The sequence below is a fragment of the Halomicronema sp. CCY15110 genome (genome assembly GCF_016888165.1).
Classification (GTDB): Bacteria; Cyanobacteriota; Cyanobacteriia; order Phormidesmidales; family Phormidesmidaceae; genus Halomicronema.
Genome location: NZ_JACSWC010000389.1, coordinates 1 through 15,929 on the forward strand (window position 1 = coordinate 1; position 15,929 = coordinate 15,929).

Consider the following 15,929-nt stretch of genomic DNA (forward strand, 5'->3'; position numbering starts at 1 on the left):
GCCCTTTAAATGGAACTATTCGGGCAAGCCTTTGACCTCATAATGGCTATGGTTATTTATGCCGTCGAGTACTAGCTGTCACCATCCAGATTTTTAAGACCGAATTTTAAGATCGATGCAGCGGCCTGCTTGCTGTGGTCATCAGCTTCACATCATTAAGCTTGCATATGTCTGTCTGCAATATCTCTGCCTGTGTATGTCATTAGACGCTGGCGGCGGCATGCATAAGATGCCTACCCAGCAGTTCTCCCTATCTCTCCCTCTGCCAAATACGGGTCAGCATCAGGTCATGCGGTTGGTTGCTCCCTCGCTAGTCAGTTCAGTGTTGCGAGGCAGGGTTTCCCCATCTGCAAGCCGGCGTCGACGGACGCAGGAATTACGTTCCCGCAGCATAGGCACGCCCAGAGCCATGGGCGCAACGCGATGCTTCTTGGCGACGAGAATTTCTCTGGGTGGCACCTCTCCTCGACGTGCCTTGTTTTGCTCTGAGGAAACCTTGAGGCCAACATCCCAATTCTAGGGAAAGAGCCGATGCTGGGCACTGAGATATTTAAGTTGTTGTTACCGTATCCCACTCTTTGATTGCTGCTGGTGCTTAAATGCATCATGATAAGGACGCTAGCGTCGGTGGAGTAGCCTGTTGATGTTTCAGAAAGCTCTGATCAGTACTGATTTAGAAGATGGCCTATATCGTTTGGCATATACCATTCCCAGTTTGGCAGAGAGTGGATTCAAACAAATCACCTTTTTCCACAATGTGCCGGTAGAGACTGATCGCAGCGTCCCCAGAGTGGATGAGGATGAAGTTGCCGCGGCCCAGGCAAGCCTCAAAGACGAGATTCAAGAGGTGCCGGACGGTGTTGATGTCAAAGTGATTGTGAGCGGCGGTAGAGCGAGCAACAACATTTTGCAGACAGTCGAGGCGACGGGCTGTGAAGTCCTCTTTTTGGGGATGCCAACCCGTAACATCTTGTCTGAAAAGCTGTTTGGCAGCACCACGATGAAACTCGTGGAAAGAACTCCAGTGCCCATGATGATCCTGCGGCCACAACTGGTTTCGACTTTTACCACCGAAGAGCTATCGTTGCGCTGTCGCCATCTATTTCAGAATTTATTGATCCCCTATGACGGGACGACAGGCTCGACCGAGTTTTTAGAAACCCTGAAAAGGCAAATTCAGCAAAGTCCGCCCCCAGCCAATCATCAATACTGGCTGCTCTGGGTGATTGACGATAACATTCGTCGGGAATTGCAAGGGGATCATCCGATGGAAGACGCCCGTCAGCGCTTGGAAAAGGTCGCTGAGACGTTACGGGCGCTGAACCTGAATGTGACCCCCTTAGTGGTCGAGGGTGACCCGCTAACGGAAATTTTGCGGGCGGCTGATCGTTACGACATTGGCGCGATCGCCACCTCTTCGCGGGGTATCGGCGGGTTGCTGCGCTGGTCAATCCCCAGTCTCACTCGTGAAATTTTGCGCCATAGCTGGCACCCAGTATTGTATTTCCCCAAGGCTGATTGAGGCCATGGGTGAACCAGACATCCCCCCTAGGGCGCGTCATCAATTAATTCCAGAGACTTGGTGGGATCAGCATTACCGCACCCGTACTCCTGAAATACACTAGGGCCTGTTGTCCTTTTGTCGCAAGGCTTTGATGACTAAATGATGACAGGCCCTAGCATCAGGAAAGGTCAATCAGTATCGAGGTAAAGCGACTCCAGATGCTGTAAGACTTTTTCTTTTAAGTTGTTGTTGAGTTCATCGCGCAGCATTTTTTTGCTGAAGTTCGGACTCCCTACAGATGGGTGGGTGCGGGCAGTCATGACCCAACTTTGCAGCATATTTTGCTGGGGCGCAGCGATGCTGCAGGTGACGACATGGGCACATTGCTGGGGTTCTTGGGTAGAAAAGTAGAGGACTTTGTACGTGCCGCTTTGGCCCAGATGAAAGGCGATTTCTTGACCCGCTTGGGTTTTGAGATCGAGAAAACAAGGGAGCCAGCGCGGCCCATGTTTGGGGCTGTATAAGACGGTGAGCCACAGCACCATGGGGTGCGGCGACATGGTGCAGATGAAAGTGTTATAGCGGGTGCCACGCAGCCGTTTGGTAATCTCTGCGGGCGGCATCATGACCCACAAGGTTGAGAGTGCGCCGTCTCTAGTCTGAAGGATGTGGGGAAAGACAATTTCGGCAATGGGTTTATTTTCCGGCCACGAGGCAAGGCGACAAACATCTCCCTCAGTGGTCGATAAGGCATCGGCGGGAACTTCAGCCGACTTTGCTGTTTTGGGTTTGGGCGCGATCGGTACCCGTGATAACGCCGCGCCAATTCTTTGCCCGACCCGGAAGCCAGTGCCATAACGCTGCTCTAACGGCTCTAGTGTCTTGAGAATCGCCACAATATTTTGTGGGCGTTTGTCGACCTGCTTTTCCAGGCAACTCATGACTAGCGTTTCCAACACATTGGGAATTTGCAGGTTCGGCGCAACCTGGCTCATCGGCACCGGTAGCTCGGTGTGGTGCACCTTGTACCAACCACCAAAGGTATGACTCGCGGCTCGTAACGGCAAATTTCCCGTCAGCATTTGGTACATCAAGATGCCCAAGCTGTAGATGTCAGAGCGATTATCCAGCTCTTTGCCTTCCATTTGCTCGGGCGAGGCATAGGCCAGCGTGCCCATGAACGAACTGGTTTGTTCGCTATCAGCCTGCATCAGTTTGGCGATGCCAAAATCGAGTACTTTGGCCAACTCGCCAAGGGTGGGGTCTTGGGTAACCAGAATATTGCTGGGTTTAATATCTCGATGAATGATCGGGATGGGGCGATCGTAACCCCGCACGCGAATCCCATCGTGGGCTGATTTGAGTCCCAGGCAGATTTGGCGAATGATGCCTAAAAACCGGGGTAAAGGCAGCGCTTTTTGGCTGATCAAGATGCTGAGGCTTTCCCCATGCAGATATTCCATCACGTAGAACGGAATGTCATCTTCGTTGACGCCATAGTCAGTGACGCGCACGACGTGAATACTGTTTTGCCCCAGTTGGGCGCAGGTGGTCGCTTCTTGCACAAAGCGATCGCGCATCTTATCGGTCAGCAACGTTTGGGATAAAAATTTCACCGCCACAATGACGCCGCCCAGGAGCGTATCTTCTGCCCGGTAGACTTTGCCCATCGCCCCTTGCCCTACGAGTTCCATCAGCTCGTAGCGATTCGCAAGTTTCTGCCCAATGTTGGGATCTGTCATAGTGGATGCCGCAAGCGCACAAATTGCAAGTTGAGTATTCAAACGATTCACCGCAGTCATCAAGAGAGCCTAGCAACACTCGCCTTGAAGATATTGGGTCTAAAAACGTCTCTCATGCTTAGAGAATCGAGCTCGAACTAATCGCGATGATCATGTGACGAATTGGCAGTCAGTGCATCCCACTCCTGATCGACGCTAACCGCCATCATAGCCCTGCTGGGTCGAGCAAGAGAGGAGAAGCAGCACTGAAACTATTGTCCTTTCTGCCATCGCGAGTAAATGCACCAAAACCGAGTGGCAGCAAGCGTCAAACTCTGAAGGACTCACAATCCCTAACTGGCGATCACGCAACCCTCGCATCTTTACATATAAGCAATTAGGTTCAAGATACCCAATGTCGGAACACCTCTACCGACTATTGCCTTTCTAGGTTAGCTTCGATCGCGGTCGTTAGATAATGACCCGCCATGATGCCGCTAGAGAGGTGGTAATGCGCGTCACTCACTTGGTATAGGGTTTCAAACCCGGTACGCCGTTGGCGATCGCCCAGACACCAATAGCGCTGCACGACTGAAGCGGGGGCTACCCAGCCTTCACCTTCGACCCGGCCTAACTCACTGTGCTGCAAGACGAAGGTGTACTGCCGTTCGCCGCCCGCCAAGCGCCCTTTGTACTGCAACGAAATCTCGTCGTGTTCCTGATTCGGAAATGTGAGTTTCATCACCATGGTGAACCAATTATCTCGGCCCCAGGCAATGAGGATCCCCCCTCGTAATACCATCGGCGGCTTATCCCGCTCTAACCAGTTGCCCTGCAGAGTCCAGCGACCAGGCTCAATTAAAAATGTGTGATCCAAACCGAGTTTCCTGATAAGGCTGATGACTGGCTACGTGCGATCGCGCGAGCAGAACCAAGAATATTATCTGCCCTGATTTCACAAACAAGCCTAGCCAAAATAGTAGCGACTAACTGCGGCAGTAGCCAGTGACTAGTGATCAAAAAGTTATTAAAGTTACGCGAATGACTGAACGGGTTTACGTCTGGTTCACAGTCGGCTAGCCAGCCCGTTTTTCAACGGCTTAACCGCCATCCGGAACAGGTACCGAGGCGACCGACGACTGGACCGGCACGGGCGGCCATAACTCACCAAGCACTACCGCCTGGCCCGCCCCCGTTACGCTTGGCAAGTTGCCCGGAAAGGCTTGTTGCCGCCAGTAAGCCAAAACCGCAAAGGCCAGCGCCTCTTTCAGATCGGCAGCGACCCCCGCCATCGTCGTGGTCTGCATCGTGACCGTGGGCAAGTGCGCCTGCAGTCGACGCACCAAATACCGATTATGGCTCCCTCCACCGCAGAGCAAAACCTCATCGGGGAGTTGGGGCAAAAAGGTTTGATAGCTGTGAGCAATGGAACGGGCCGTGAGTTCGGTCAAACAGGCCAAGACATCGGCAGAGGAGAGCTCGTGAGCCGCCGCATCTTGCCAGCACTGGTGTAAAAAGTCTTGGCCGAAAAGTTCTCGCCCAGTCGATTTGGGCGGCAACTGCGCAAAATAGGGATGCGCCAACCAATGATCCACCAAAGCGGGATGTGGCTGGCCTTGGGCCGCCCAGGCCCCATCGCGATCATAGGTTTGCTGACCGTGGGAAAGTTGGGCCACGGCTAAGTCCATCAGGCTGTTGCCAGGTCCAGTATCCCAGCCGATCACCTGGGGCGGAACTTGGCGAGGGGCAGGCCAGGGGGGGAGCAGGGCGACATTGCCGATGCCACCAATATTTTGAATGCAGCGGGTGCGGGTGGGATGACTCAGCAGTGCTAAGTCGACTGGGGGCACCAGAGGGGCACCCTCGCCCCCAGCGGCGATGTCAGCCTGGCGAAAATTGCTCACTGTGGGGCATTGGGTCAGCGTGGCAATGAGGTCACCGCGTCCCAATTGCAGGCTGTAAGCCAGGTGAGTCGTGGCGGGGCCGCCAACGGTGCGGGGGCGATGAAAGACGGTTTGCCCATGGGAACCGATCAGGTCAACTGGCCCGTACTGGTCGATTAGAGACTGGGCTGCCTGGGCAAATTGGCGGGCGATCGCCTCATCCAGAGTTGCCAGGTCGGCGATCGCTAGCGGGGCTCCCGCGCCCACCGCGAGTACCTGGTCACGCAGCGCGGCAGGATAAGCCAGGGTATCGCCCCCGAGTACATTTACCTGCAAGTCATAGCCAGTGCCAGCAATGGTCGCCACCACGCCATCAATGCCATCCACCGACGTGCCGCTAATCAGTCCCATCACACGCAGGCTAGGCTTTTTCATCGTCTTCCAGGGGTAGGCGCTCGACACCGTGGTTACTGCCGATCACAACCATCACCGCCCCTTTATGCAACTGTGTCACGGGGCTCGGGTTCACTTCGAATTTTTCGTCGTGGCCGGGGCGAGTAATGGCTAGCAACGTGACGCCATATTTGTTGCGCAGGTCTAAGTCAGCGATCGTACGTTGGTCAAAGGCTGTCGGTACTCGCAGTTCAACAATGCTGTTGTCCGGATCTAGTTCAAAGCGATCGAGAATACCAGGGCGGGTGATGGCCCGCGCCAAATTGCACCCCATTTCGTGTTCTGGAAAAACGACTTGGTCAGCCCCAACCCGATGCAACAACTTGCCATGGATTTCGCTGGAAGCCTTGGCCACCACATAGTTCACGCCCAGTTCTTTCACATTCAAGGTGGTGATGACGCTTTCTTCGATGTAATTGCCGATCGCCACAATTACCGTATCAAAGTCAGGAATACCGGCTTCCTCTAGCGCCAGCCGCTGGGTCGAATCGAGCTGTATGGCGTGGGCAGCAATCTCGTCTTTTAGGGCCTGGGTGACGCTTTGCTCATTTTGGTCAATGCCGAGGACTTCATAACCGAGGGAATTGAGCGTCATGCATACGGCCCGCCCAAAGCGCCCGAGACCAATCACGGCAAATTGGCGATTGCGAGTCCTTAAACTGCGAAAAAAGCCTAGCGACGACAGATTCACTGAGAACGCTCCTTGTCTTAAAGAGATGGCAGTCGCCACCGACACCCAGGCCACTTGACCTTCAGCTTAGTCTACCGATGCCTTGACACCGCTGAACAACTTTGAGACATGATCTGAGCAGGCCGCGTGGAAGATGGCAGACATGGCCAAGTCGGTAAAGGCGATCGCTCGCTGCCCCATCGTCCAGCCAGATGACCCACCACTTGGAACAGAATCATTCCGGGCCGCCCCGCACATCTGGCAGATGCCCCATCAACATCGCCTGGGGCAATGGGCTAAGTAGTCCGACAAAATGTTAGCCTGTCTGAATGACTTCTGGGATGGAGAGAGCCGTGGAGATTCAACTAGGTCGAGGAAAAACTGTTCGCCGCGCATACGGTTTTGATGAAATTGCCTTAGTGCCGGGTAATCGTACATTAGATCCCCAATTAGCAGACACCCGTTGGGAAATTGGCGGCATTGAGCGCGAGATTCCCATTATTGCCAGCGCTATGGACGGTGTGGTGGACGTCAATATTGCCGCCCAACTCTCACAGTTGGGTGCCCTCGGCGTGTTGAATCTGGAAGGCATTCAGACTCGTTACGACGATCCCGAACCCATTCTGGATCAAATCGCAGCCGTGGGCAAAGACGAGTTCGTCACGCTCATGCAGAAACTCTATTCCAAGCCGATTCGGCCCGAACTGATTCAGCAGCGCATCGCGTCCATTAAAGCAGCAGGGGGCATTGCGGCAGTGAGTTCGACACCAGCAGGCGCAGCAAAGTTTGGCAAAGCAATCGCTGAGGCCGGGGCAGACCTAATGTTTGTTCAAGCCACTGTGGTTTCGACCGCGCACCTGTCGCCCGAATCGATCACCCCACTGGATCTGGCAGATTTTTGTCAAGAGATGCCGATGCCGGTGATTTTGGGGAACTGCGTTACCTACGATGTCGCCCTCAATCTCATGAAGGCCGGAGCGGCAGGTGTGCTCGTGGGGATTGGGCCGGGGGCTGCCTGTACCTCACGGGGGGTGCTCGGCGTGGGCGTACCCCAGGCCACCGCCGTCTCCGACTGTGCTGCCGCACGCGACGATTTTCAGCGAGAAACGGGCAAATACATTCCCGTCATTGCCGATGGGGGCATTGTGACCGGCGGCGATATTTGCAAATGCATCGCCGTCGGGGCTGATGCCGTGATGATTGGCTCTCCTATCGCCCGTTCGCAAGAGGCCCCGGGACGGGGATATCACTGGGGCATGGCGACCCCGAGCCCAGTATTGCCAAGGGGAACCCGCATTAAGGTGGGCAGCACTGGCACCCTAAAGCAGATTCTCCGAGGCCCGGCCCAACTCGACGACGGCACCCATAATTTATTGGGCGCGCTGCAAACTAGCATGGGCACCCTAGGCGCTAAAAACTTAAAGGAAATGCAGCAGGTGGAAGTGGTAGTTGCACCTTCCTTGTTAACCGAAGGCAAGGTCTATCAAAAGGCTCAGCAATTAGGCATGGGTAAATAGAGCCATTCATCTGCCCCTGCTTCCTGACCATCAAAATCTTGAGCACACCCAGTCATTCTTAGGCTGGCGGTCGGGACGAAAACACACCGTGCCACCTAATGCCATCCCGTCTGCAGCACCCAGAACAGCCGTCTGGCCTGGCAGCACTCCACTGTGGGTAGCGGCTGTCGGCCTAGTTTACAATTCACAACGATTAGCCGATCGCTTGCTGCTCATAGCGTTGCGTGGTGAACTTTAGAGTCCTTTTATCTTTAGCCAAAGAAACATTAATTTTGACAAGGTTGGGAGTGGCGGAATAGTAACTGTCACACTTACAATAAAGGTGTATCGGAGACGAAAGTTTCCGTTCACTCCTCACACCACACTCCGCTCAGACTTTGTCTGGGCGGTTCCTCTTTGTGGGCTCTTACCAGGTGTAACGACCTACAGGTAACCGTAAATGTTGCCGATCTTCATGGAACGATAGCCCCCGTTCATCGATGGCAACCTCACCATTTTGTCGCGACCATTGAGCGCCGCTGGGCCTGCTAGCACGGGACAAACGGCTGCGATCGCTGTGATCTGCGAGTCTTTGTCATGACCGACCCAAAACGGCACCTTCCTAACCACACCCGGCTCGCCGATGGATTTCCGACTTGCCACCCAGAATGACGGTGAAGCGATTGTGTCGCTCTTTACCTCAGTCTTTGCCCAGTCCGAAGAAGACGCGGAAGGGGCTTTGATCGGTCAGTTAGCCCGGAATTTGCTGGAGCAGACCGAGGCGGCTGATTTGTATAGTTTTGTGGCAGTCGAGCATGGGCAAATCTTGGGCGCTATCGTGTTTAGCCGACTAAGGTTGGATGCCCCGATCTCGGCATTCATCTTGTCGCCTGTGGCTGTGCGCAGCGATCGCCAGGGTCAAGGGATTGGTCAGGCGTTGATCAACCACGGCTTGGGTGAACTGAAGCATCAAGGCGAGCGTTTAGTCCTGACCTATGGCGATCCAGCGTTTTACGGCAAAGTCGGCTTTCAGCCGGTTTCGCCAGAGCAAATCATGCCCCCCTACGCCCTGTCTCAACCTGAGGGGTGGCTGGGGCAAGTACTGACGGGCGAGGCGATCGCGTCCTTATCTGGCCGCTGTACCTGCGTGGCAGCCTTGAGCGATCCTCAGTACTGGTAGGGTTAAGCCCATCCTATCCCGGCTGAAGACAGTGGCTAAGTGGATGATGGGAGTTCGGAGGATGAGTCGCTAGCACCAGCCCTGGTGAGGCGTCAGCATTTTGATGGGAGCGGTTTCCTTATCGGCCTGAGAGTTTGACCAACCCAATGCCGCCGAAATAGAGAGAGAGCACTGCGCCACCGAGCAAGCTTTGCGTCACCGGATCCGTCGAGGGGGTCAATACCGCTCCTAAAATCGCCGCGCCGAGCAAAATGTAGCGCCAGCCTTTCAGCATTGCTTGGGAATTGACAATCCCCAGCAGGGCAAGCAAGAACTGCACCACCGGCACTTGAAACGCTAAACCCGTGCTGAACAGCAGCAGCAACACAAACTCGAAATAGCGATCGATCGACCACAACTGTTCCACGACATTTTCACCGTAGCTGATGAAAAAGTTCAGAGCGGCAGGAATGAGGGCGATGTAGGCAAAAAAGATCCCAACGAAGAAAAGAACACTGGAGCCCAGAACAATCGGCCCAATGACGCGCCGCTCGCGCCGGGTGAGCCCCGGCAGCACAAACATGATGATTTGGTACAGGATGAAGGGACTGGCAATCAGCAAGCCAGAGTATCCGGCCACTTTCAAAGAAACGAAAAAGTATTCTCCTGGAGAGAGCTGTAGAAACTTGGCTCCTTTGGCCGGAACTTCCAAGATTTTGACAATTTTTTCCACAAAGGCAAAACAGCCGATCACCCCGACAATCACAGCAATTAGCGAATAAAAAAGCCGCATCCGCAGTTCTTCGAGATGGTCAAAAATTGACATCTCCACATCGCCCGGCACCTCATCCATATAAGCATCTGGATCAAGCTCATCGTTGCGAGGCGATAGCGCTGTAGTCTCGGGAGAAGTGGTCATAGCCAAGATAAAAGTTGATCAGATAGGGTCAAACCCTTATTCATTGTAAGAGTCATCGCGGGTCATGGGGATGAGAAGGTCGACGCATCGGTGTCAGGGGTCAGAGTCAAGTTGCGGACTGCGCCCGGCTGGCCCAAAGGCTGCTCTTCGCTGCCGTTGAAGGAGAACAAAACGCCCCCCGAGTTTCCTGCAGTGATTCTAATCTCGTTTTCTCCTGTCCAGGTTTCTTGGCTGCCCGCAGAGAGGATGCCCTCGTATGCCACCTCACCATCTACTGTCACCCGCATCCAGGCGTCTTGTTCCAGGTTGACGGCAAAGGTCAGGTCCTCTGGTGGGGCCGCTGCCTCTGAAGCCTCGTCAGTGGCCGTCTCCGTTGCCGTATCCCCCCCGTCATCAGGAGCTGCGATCGCATCGGCATCTTCACTAGCTGCTTCAGGGGTCTCAGTTTCAGTTTCGGAGGTGGTGGTGGTGGACTGCGGCGCAGGGCGCGTCGCAAACCAGGCGATTAAACCGATCACGGCCGCCAGGCCGACAAGGCCAAAGAGCCAATTACGGTTGAACGTGGGGCTGGAAGACGTGGTCCGGGTGCCATTACTGGAGGTAGGTTCCACTTTGGATAATACTTTTAAGCCATATTTATCTTGTTGCTTGACCACGCCTTCAACGGTGCTGCTGGTGGCTAAGACGGGATCAGGCAGCACAGCGACGGGCGTCGGCTCAAACTGCTGGGAAACTTCACGGCCATCCAATCCTAAGTAATCGGCATAGCGGCGAATGAAGCCCTGCACAAAAACGGGTTCAGGCAAAGATTCCCAGTCGCCTGCCTCGATCGCTGCGACCAAGGCGGGCCGGATAAAGATTTGGTTGGCAACTTCATCAATGGTGGTGCCTTGCTCCTTTCTCAAGTCACGAAGGTAAGCACCCACGTTGCTAAGTTGCTCCTGCTGCGCTGGATTCACCTTGCACCTTGCCTCTCTCAGGGAAACGGTAATGAATTGCGTCTGCAAAGACACCCATCACCCGCTAATTGTAAAAGGAAATGTTACGTTATTTTGGGTCAGCCTGCTGTAAACGCTCAATCTGGCGGGCGATCGCGGGGTTGTAAAGCCGCAAATAGTTCCAATAGCCCCCAAAGACGGCGCGAATATAGTTCTTGGTTTCGGGGAACGGAATTTTGTCCGCAAAGTCATCGTCATCACTGTAGCCGCCTCGAGCGATCCAGTCGGCAACGTTGCCGGGGCCGGCGTTGTAGCTCGCCACTGCATAGAGGGAATGGTTGTTATATTCCTCATGGGTGTAGTCGAGATACCACGTCCCCAGGTTGATATTGTCGTTGGGGTCATCGAGATTAGCCGCAGTGATGTCAGATTTTGACTGAATCCAGTCAGCCGTGTCAGGCATGACCTGCATTAACCCTGCGGCCCCCACCACAGAGCGAATTTGGGGCTCAAAGCGTGATTCTTGCCGCATCAGGGCGGTGACGAGCAGGGGATTGAGCTGTCGCTCGGCCGACCATTTGGCGATGAGGTCGCTGTAGGGGAAGGGATAGAGCGCTTGCCCATAGGCGGGATGCTGCTGCACCTCAGCATGGGTCGCTTGTTCGTCAGGGGCGTCACGCCAGTCGAGGCTGGAAATCATGAACATCCCGTCGAGATTATCCCCTACCCCCACCCGCAGGACGCCATCGGTAAATTGTTCGGTGACGGAAGGGTCTTGAGCGTTCTCAAACTCGACTTGCCAAAGCGCCCAAGCGTCTTCGTCTTGGCCCAGCAGATATAGTTGTTGCAGCTTGTCAGAACCAGCGGGTAGGAGCTGCCGCTGGGTGGGGAGGGCGATCGCGGGCTGGAGCGATCGCACTGTCCGAAAGTCGCCCACGTCCCAACCCAGAGTGCTGGCGGCGCGCCACGCAAAGTAGGACTCAGGATAGTCGCGAATCACCTGCTCCAACCGCTGAGTCGCGCCGGGCTCATCCCCCGCTTGGAGAGACCATTTCGCTGCCCAAAAACCCAGTTCTGGGGCCAGATCGTCCTCAGCATTTTCCGTCAACAGCTGATCAGCCCATTGGATGGCGGCGGACCAATTGCCAGCGGCTCCAGCGTTACGGGCATACTGCGATCGCAGTGCAGCAGCTTCTTCAGACGCACTGTAATCGGTGAGGATGCGTTCGCGCAGTTGGGTCGCGGTGTCTGGACTGTCGAGTGACACCATAATGTCGGCCTGTTCCGCGAGGGCTTCCGCCGCCCGCTCCGGAAAACGCGCCACCACCTGATCCAGAATTTGGAGCGCCGTTTCTTTATCCACCAGGTAAGACAGTCGAATCAAGCCCAGGGCGGTTTCGGGGGCCTCGGGGAAGGTGGCATCCAGTTCGTAGTAGCCCGCGATCGCAGCCGCCCGCTGCTCCCCAATTTGGGCTCCTCTGGCGGCTCGATACAGAACTTGCGGACTGGCTGGAGCTTGACTGTAGGCATTGCCCGCCGACTTATACGCCTGCCGCTCCCAGTAGGCAAACCCAACCGCTTGCCACTCTTCGGGGGTGAGTTGGTCGCCATACTTTTCCACCAGCAAATTGACGAAGGTCAGCACATCGGGATGATAGATGCCGTGGCGCGTCATGATCAGCAGTAGCGCTTTTTCATCTTGCGGTTGCGCCGCTTCCACCAGGCGCTTGTGGGCGATCTCCACACTGCGGGGATGGGCGGGAAATTTTTGCAACAGCTGATCCCACTGCTGCGGTTCCTGCTGACCCAGCTGATACAGCGCTTCTCCCGAGGCGGGATGCTCCCCATGCTCTTGCAGCACATTCTGCCAAGTCTCCGTAGCGATCGCCATATCGCCGCTGGCTTTTTGAGCCTTGCCGAGCTGAATGCGACTGTGGACGGCGAGTTCGGGAAAATCTTCGGGCAGGGTTGTCAACAGGGGGATGGCCGCGCCGCCGCGCCCTTGGTTCAGCAAGTCTTGGGCCAGCAAATAGCGGGCTCGCACCTGCTCATCGGAAACGGGTTGCGCCGCGATCGCCTGCAACGAATCGGCCCGTGTTTCGGGCGATTGTAGCGCCAGCGACCACACCAGCGAATCGGCGGCAGCCCCCATCGTGGTGGCCGATTCAATATCCGCCGCCGGGTCAGATGCGCCCAGGGGATTCGGCACCCAGTCAGCCGCCGTCAACAGCGCCAACGTTGCGCCTAGCCCCAAAGCCGTTGCCCCTGAAAGTCCAATCCAGGGCATCCAGTTTCCTAACCGCCGCCGCATCGCTGCCTCCCCTTATTGATAATTGTGTGGTGTCGGTGCGCTGCCTCTAGCAGTTCTAACAAATCCCCCGCCAAATGCGTTGTTCGTGGTCGGGTTATGGGTGTGGATACCATCACCCTGCTTGAATTTTAAGTGGGGCGACGGGGCCGTCTGGCGCACCCAACTCTTGAACCCTGAGAAAAAATCAGTGGCCCCCTCGTCAGAAAATTGCAGAACCTTCCAAGCTGTAGTCAAATGTAAAGGGTATTTTCTTAACAACAGCGATCGGCCTCCCTATGGATCTCCATTTATCAACTCAGCCCGTACTTGACTGGACTGGCGACTGCCTGGCGATTGGTGTCACCGAGGCAGACTTGCCATTGTCTGGTGACCTGGCAGATGTGGACAACAAGCTCTCGGGCTTAGTGCAAGAGTTGATTGACGAATCCGAGTTCAAGGCCGCTGCCGATAGCAGTGCGGTGATTCGGGTGGGCTCCAGCGGTCCGGTACGAAAGTTGGCCCTGATTGGCCTGGGTAAGCCGGAAGCGATCACGCTAGAAACGCTCCGACGAGCCGGGGCGATCGCCGCTCGTATCGGCAAAAAAGAGAAGTGCAAAGCCTTAGGCGTAAGCCTACCGACGTGGAACGAAGATCCGGCCTTCTCAGCTCAGGGCATTTGCGAAGGCGCACTCTTAGCCCTCCATGAAGACAATCGCTTTAAGTCAGAAAGTGATGACAAAAGCTTTGCCATTGAGCGCATCGAGCTGATTGGTTACCCGAACGAAGCGCCCGCGATCGCCCGCGCCCAGCAAGTTGCCGACGGCGTGATTTTAGCGCGGGAACTCGTCTCGGCTCCGCCCAACGTAGCAACTCCCGCGATGTTGGCCGAAACGGCGGAAGCGATCGCCCGCGACCACGGCATCGAAGTCGAAATTCTTGAAAAAGCGGCTTGTGAGGCACTCGGGATGGGAGCCTTCCTCGGCGTCTCCCAAGCATCTGACCTCCCACCTAAATTTATTCACCTAACCTACAAACCAGCCGGGACCCCCCGCCGCAAGCTCGCCATTATCGGCAAGGGGCTCACCTTTGACTCTGGGGGGCTCAACATCAAAGCTGGCGCGGGCAGCATGATCGAGATGATGAAATTTGACATGGGCGGCGCGGCGGCCACATTGGGAGCAGCGAAAGCGATCGCGCAAATCAAGCCGGATGTCGAAGTTCACTTCATCAGCGCTGCTGCTGAAAACATGATCAGCGGCAATGCGCTCCACCCTGGCGACATTATTACTGCTTCCAACGGCAAAACCATTGAGGTGAATAACACCGACGCCGAAGGCCGCCTGACCCTAGCCGATGCCCTCGTTTTTGCAGAAAAACTGGGCCTTGACGCCATGATCGACTTAGCCACCTTGACAGGAGCCTGCATCGTGGCGCTCGGCGATTCCATTGCGGGCTTGTGGAGTCCCGACGATACTTTGGCCAGCGAAATTGAAGCGGCCTCCATCACCGCTGGCGAAAAGCTATGGCGGATGCCTTTGGAGGAAAAATACTTCGAAGGCATGAAGTCCCTGGCCGCAGACATGAAAAATACCGGCCCCCGTTTCGGTGGTTCCATCACCGCTGCCCTCTTCCTGAAGCAGTTTGTGCAAGAAACCGCTTGGGCGCACTTAGATATCGCTGGCCCCGTGTGGAATGAGCGTGAAAACGCCTACAACAGTCCGGGTGCCACGGGTTATGGCGTACGGACTCTCGTGAACTGGGTCTTGTCGTAAGCCTAATACTGTTGTCTATCAACGCTGGGAGCGGTTTCGCTTCTGGTGTCCCGGAGGCACTTGAGGCAGCGGGGCGATCGCCAATTCGGCTGCTTCGCCGGGCTCCGTCGCACAAGGAATCGGGTTGTCCCCTTGGCCGCATTCCTGCCAACCGCGACTTTGATTCGGTGGGCCGCCGGTGCCGATCAACTTACTGCTGCCTTCGTTGCCGTCACTGGATTTGATCCGCACCGCAAACATCTGCTCGGAAAAATCAATAATGCTGAGACCTTGACCCAAAATCTCAAAGCTGGTTTGTTCGATGTCGTCGTTACCATTGCGGCCAATTTTCAGGCCCAGGTCGAACAAGGTATTAGTATTACCGCCACCGTTGAAGTTGACGCCGCCGCCTAGATCATCGACAGCATTAGCTTGCTGCACCGCTTTGGTGATGTCTGCACCGGTGATGGCTAGGCTACCGGCGATCGCATCGTCAGCGAGATTCAACCAAATCCCACTGATATCGCCAGCAACATTGGTTCCCGAAGTGTTGATCGAGGCTGAGATTCGGACACCGCCCGTAATATCCTCTACCAAGAAATCAACTTTGGTATCGTCTCCCGTAAACTCATTCACGGAAAATGTAAAAGAAGCGGCACTGGCAGGATTAGCCCACGTTGCGCCCCAACCAACCCCCGCAATAGCAAGCGCCATGGGGAGTACAAATACTTTTGGAGTCAAGACTTGCTGCCAGTTGAAAGACATAATGGAACGAGTATTGCGAAACGACTTTTCCAGAGATAGCTCGAAGCGATGCCCGGTACTCAGTAAAGTCACTGAGCCCCAAACGGTCATGCCAGCACGCCTTCCAAGTTTTCTTGTACGTGCTTGTACGACAATACTCCAGGCAATCGAGCAGAAGTGATATAAATCACCAATCTTTATCGGGAATTTACGTAAGCGCAATACTGCTTTCAATCCATATACCGCGTCGCCCTAAGCTTGGAAGTTTTATCAGATAGAGCTTCCAGGGTCTTGATGATTGCATAGAGACGAGCAGCCATGCAAATCAGAGAAAAGCGAAAAACCGCGTAAATATTGATACTTGATTAGGACGATCAAGCTCTCAAAGACCGGAGGAAGCC

13 protein-coding genes are annotated in these 15,929 nt (G+C 55.2%); 4 read left to right on the top strand and 9 right to left on the bottom strand.

The features are described from left to right. The first annotated feature begins 643 nt into the window (after positions 1-643). Positions 644-1,522 (top strand): universal stress protein, encoded by an 879-nt coding sequence (locus JUK32_RS19240; RefSeq protein WP_204140485.1) that lies wholly within the window; start codon positions 644-646, stop codon positions 1,520-1,522. A gap of 170 nt (positions 1,523-1,692) precedes the next feature. Here the strand turns inward: JUK32_RS19240 and JUK32_RS19245 are convergent, their stop codons facing one another. The 4 genes from JUK32_RS19245 to JUK32_RS19260 form a co-directional block, all read right to left on the bottom strand. Further along, the gene (locus tag JUK32_RS19245) at positions 1,693-3,246 is read right to left on the bottom strand and encodes a serine/threonine-protein kinase (RefSeq protein WP_204140486.1); all 1,554 of its coding nucleotides are present in this window, start codon (positions 3,244-3,246) and stop codon (positions 1,693-1,695) included. A 415-nt stretch (positions 3,247-3,661) separates the two neighbouring features. Next, positions 3,662-4,102, bottom strand: a complete 441-nt coding sequence (locus JUK32_RS19250; protein ID WP_204140487.1) for a hypothetical protein — start codon at positions 4,100-4,102, stop codon at positions 3,662-3,664. Positions 4,103-4,325: 223 nt separating this feature from the next. Beyond that, on the bottom strand, positions 4,326-5,543 hold the full coding sequence (locus tag JUK32_RS19255) for an anhydro-N-acetylmuramic acid kinase (protein ID WP_204140488.1): 1,218 nt from the start codon (positions 5,541-5,543) through the stop codon (positions 4,326-4,328). Continuing rightward, positions 5,530-6,252 (bottom strand): TrkA family potassium uptake protein, encoded by a 723-nt coding sequence (locus tag JUK32_RS19260; RefSeq protein ID WP_204140489.1) that lies wholly within the window; start codon positions 6,250-6,252, stop codon positions 5,530-5,532. The genes JUK32_RS19255 and JUK32_RS19260 overlap by 14 nt, the downstream gene beginning before the upstream one ends. 332 nt (positions 6,253-6,584) lie before the next feature. Here JUK32_RS19260 and JUK32_RS19265 point away from each other — a divergent pair, with 332 nt between their 5' ends. After that, positions 6,585-7,748 carry a GuaB3 family IMP dehydrogenase-related protein gene (locus tag JUK32_RS19265; protein WP_204140490.1) on the top strand — a complete coding sequence of 388 codons (1,164 nt, stop codon included), beginning with the start codon at positions 6,585-6,587 and terminating at the stop codon, positions 7,746-7,748. Between the two features lie 423 nt (positions 7,749-8,171). Here the strand turns inward: JUK32_RS19265 and JUK32_RS19270 are convergent, their stop codons facing one another. Beyond that, positions 8,172-8,357, bottom strand: a complete 186-nt coding sequence (locus JUK32_RS19270) for a hypothetical protein (RefSeq protein WP_204140491.1) — start codon at positions 8,355-8,357, stop codon at positions 8,172-8,174. A gap of 13 nt (positions 8,358-8,370) precedes the next feature. On the opposite strand from JUK32_RS19270, the gene JUK32_RS19275 reads away from it, so the two are divergent. Next, positions 8,371-8,907, top strand: coding sequence for a GNAT family N-acetyltransferase (locus JUK32_RS19275; protein WP_204140492.1), 537 nt, complete (start codon positions 8,371-8,373; stop codon positions 8,905-8,907). Between the two features lie 118 nt (positions 8,908-9,025). On the opposite strand, the gene tatC is transcribed toward JUK32_RS19275, so the two are convergent. From tatC to JUK32_RS19290, 3 genes are all read right to left on the bottom strand, one after another. Then, on the bottom strand, positions 9,026-9,739 hold the full coding sequence (tatC, locus tag JUK32_RS19280; protein ID WP_375541589.1) for a twin-arginine translocase subunit TatC: 714 nt from the start codon (positions 9,737-9,739) through the stop codon (positions 9,026-9,028). A 128-nt stretch (positions 9,740-9,867) separates the two neighbouring features. Beyond that, positions 9,868-10,731 (bottom strand): helix-turn-helix domain-containing protein, encoded by an 864-nt coding sequence (locus tag JUK32_RS19285; RefSeq protein ID WP_204140494.1) that lies wholly within the window; start codon positions 10,729-10,731, stop codon positions 9,868-9,870. 121 nt (positions 10,732-10,852) lie between these two features. Continuing rightward, on the bottom strand, positions 10,853-13,054 hold the full coding sequence (locus tag JUK32_RS19290) for a transglycosylase SLT domain-containing protein (RefSeq protein ID WP_204140495.1): 2,202 nt from the start codon (positions 13,052-13,054) through the stop codon (positions 10,853-10,855). A gap of 275 nt (positions 13,055-13,329) precedes the next feature. On the opposite strand from JUK32_RS19290, the gene JUK32_RS19295 reads away from it, so the two are divergent. Next, positions 13,330-14,805 carry a leucyl aminopeptidase gene (locus JUK32_RS19295; RefSeq protein WP_204140496.1) on the top strand — a complete coding sequence of 492 codons (1,476 nt, stop codon included), beginning with the start codon at positions 13,330-13,332 and terminating at the stop codon, positions 14,803-14,805. 18 nt (positions 14,806-14,823) lie between these two features. Here the strand turns inward: JUK32_RS19295 and JUK32_RS19300 are convergent, their stop codons facing one another. Then, positions 14,824-15,762, bottom strand: coding sequence for a hypothetical protein (locus tag JUK32_RS19300; RefSeq protein WP_204140497.1), 939 nt, complete (start codon positions 15,760-15,762; stop codon positions 14,824-14,826). Positions 15,763-15,929 lie beyond the last annotated feature (167 nt).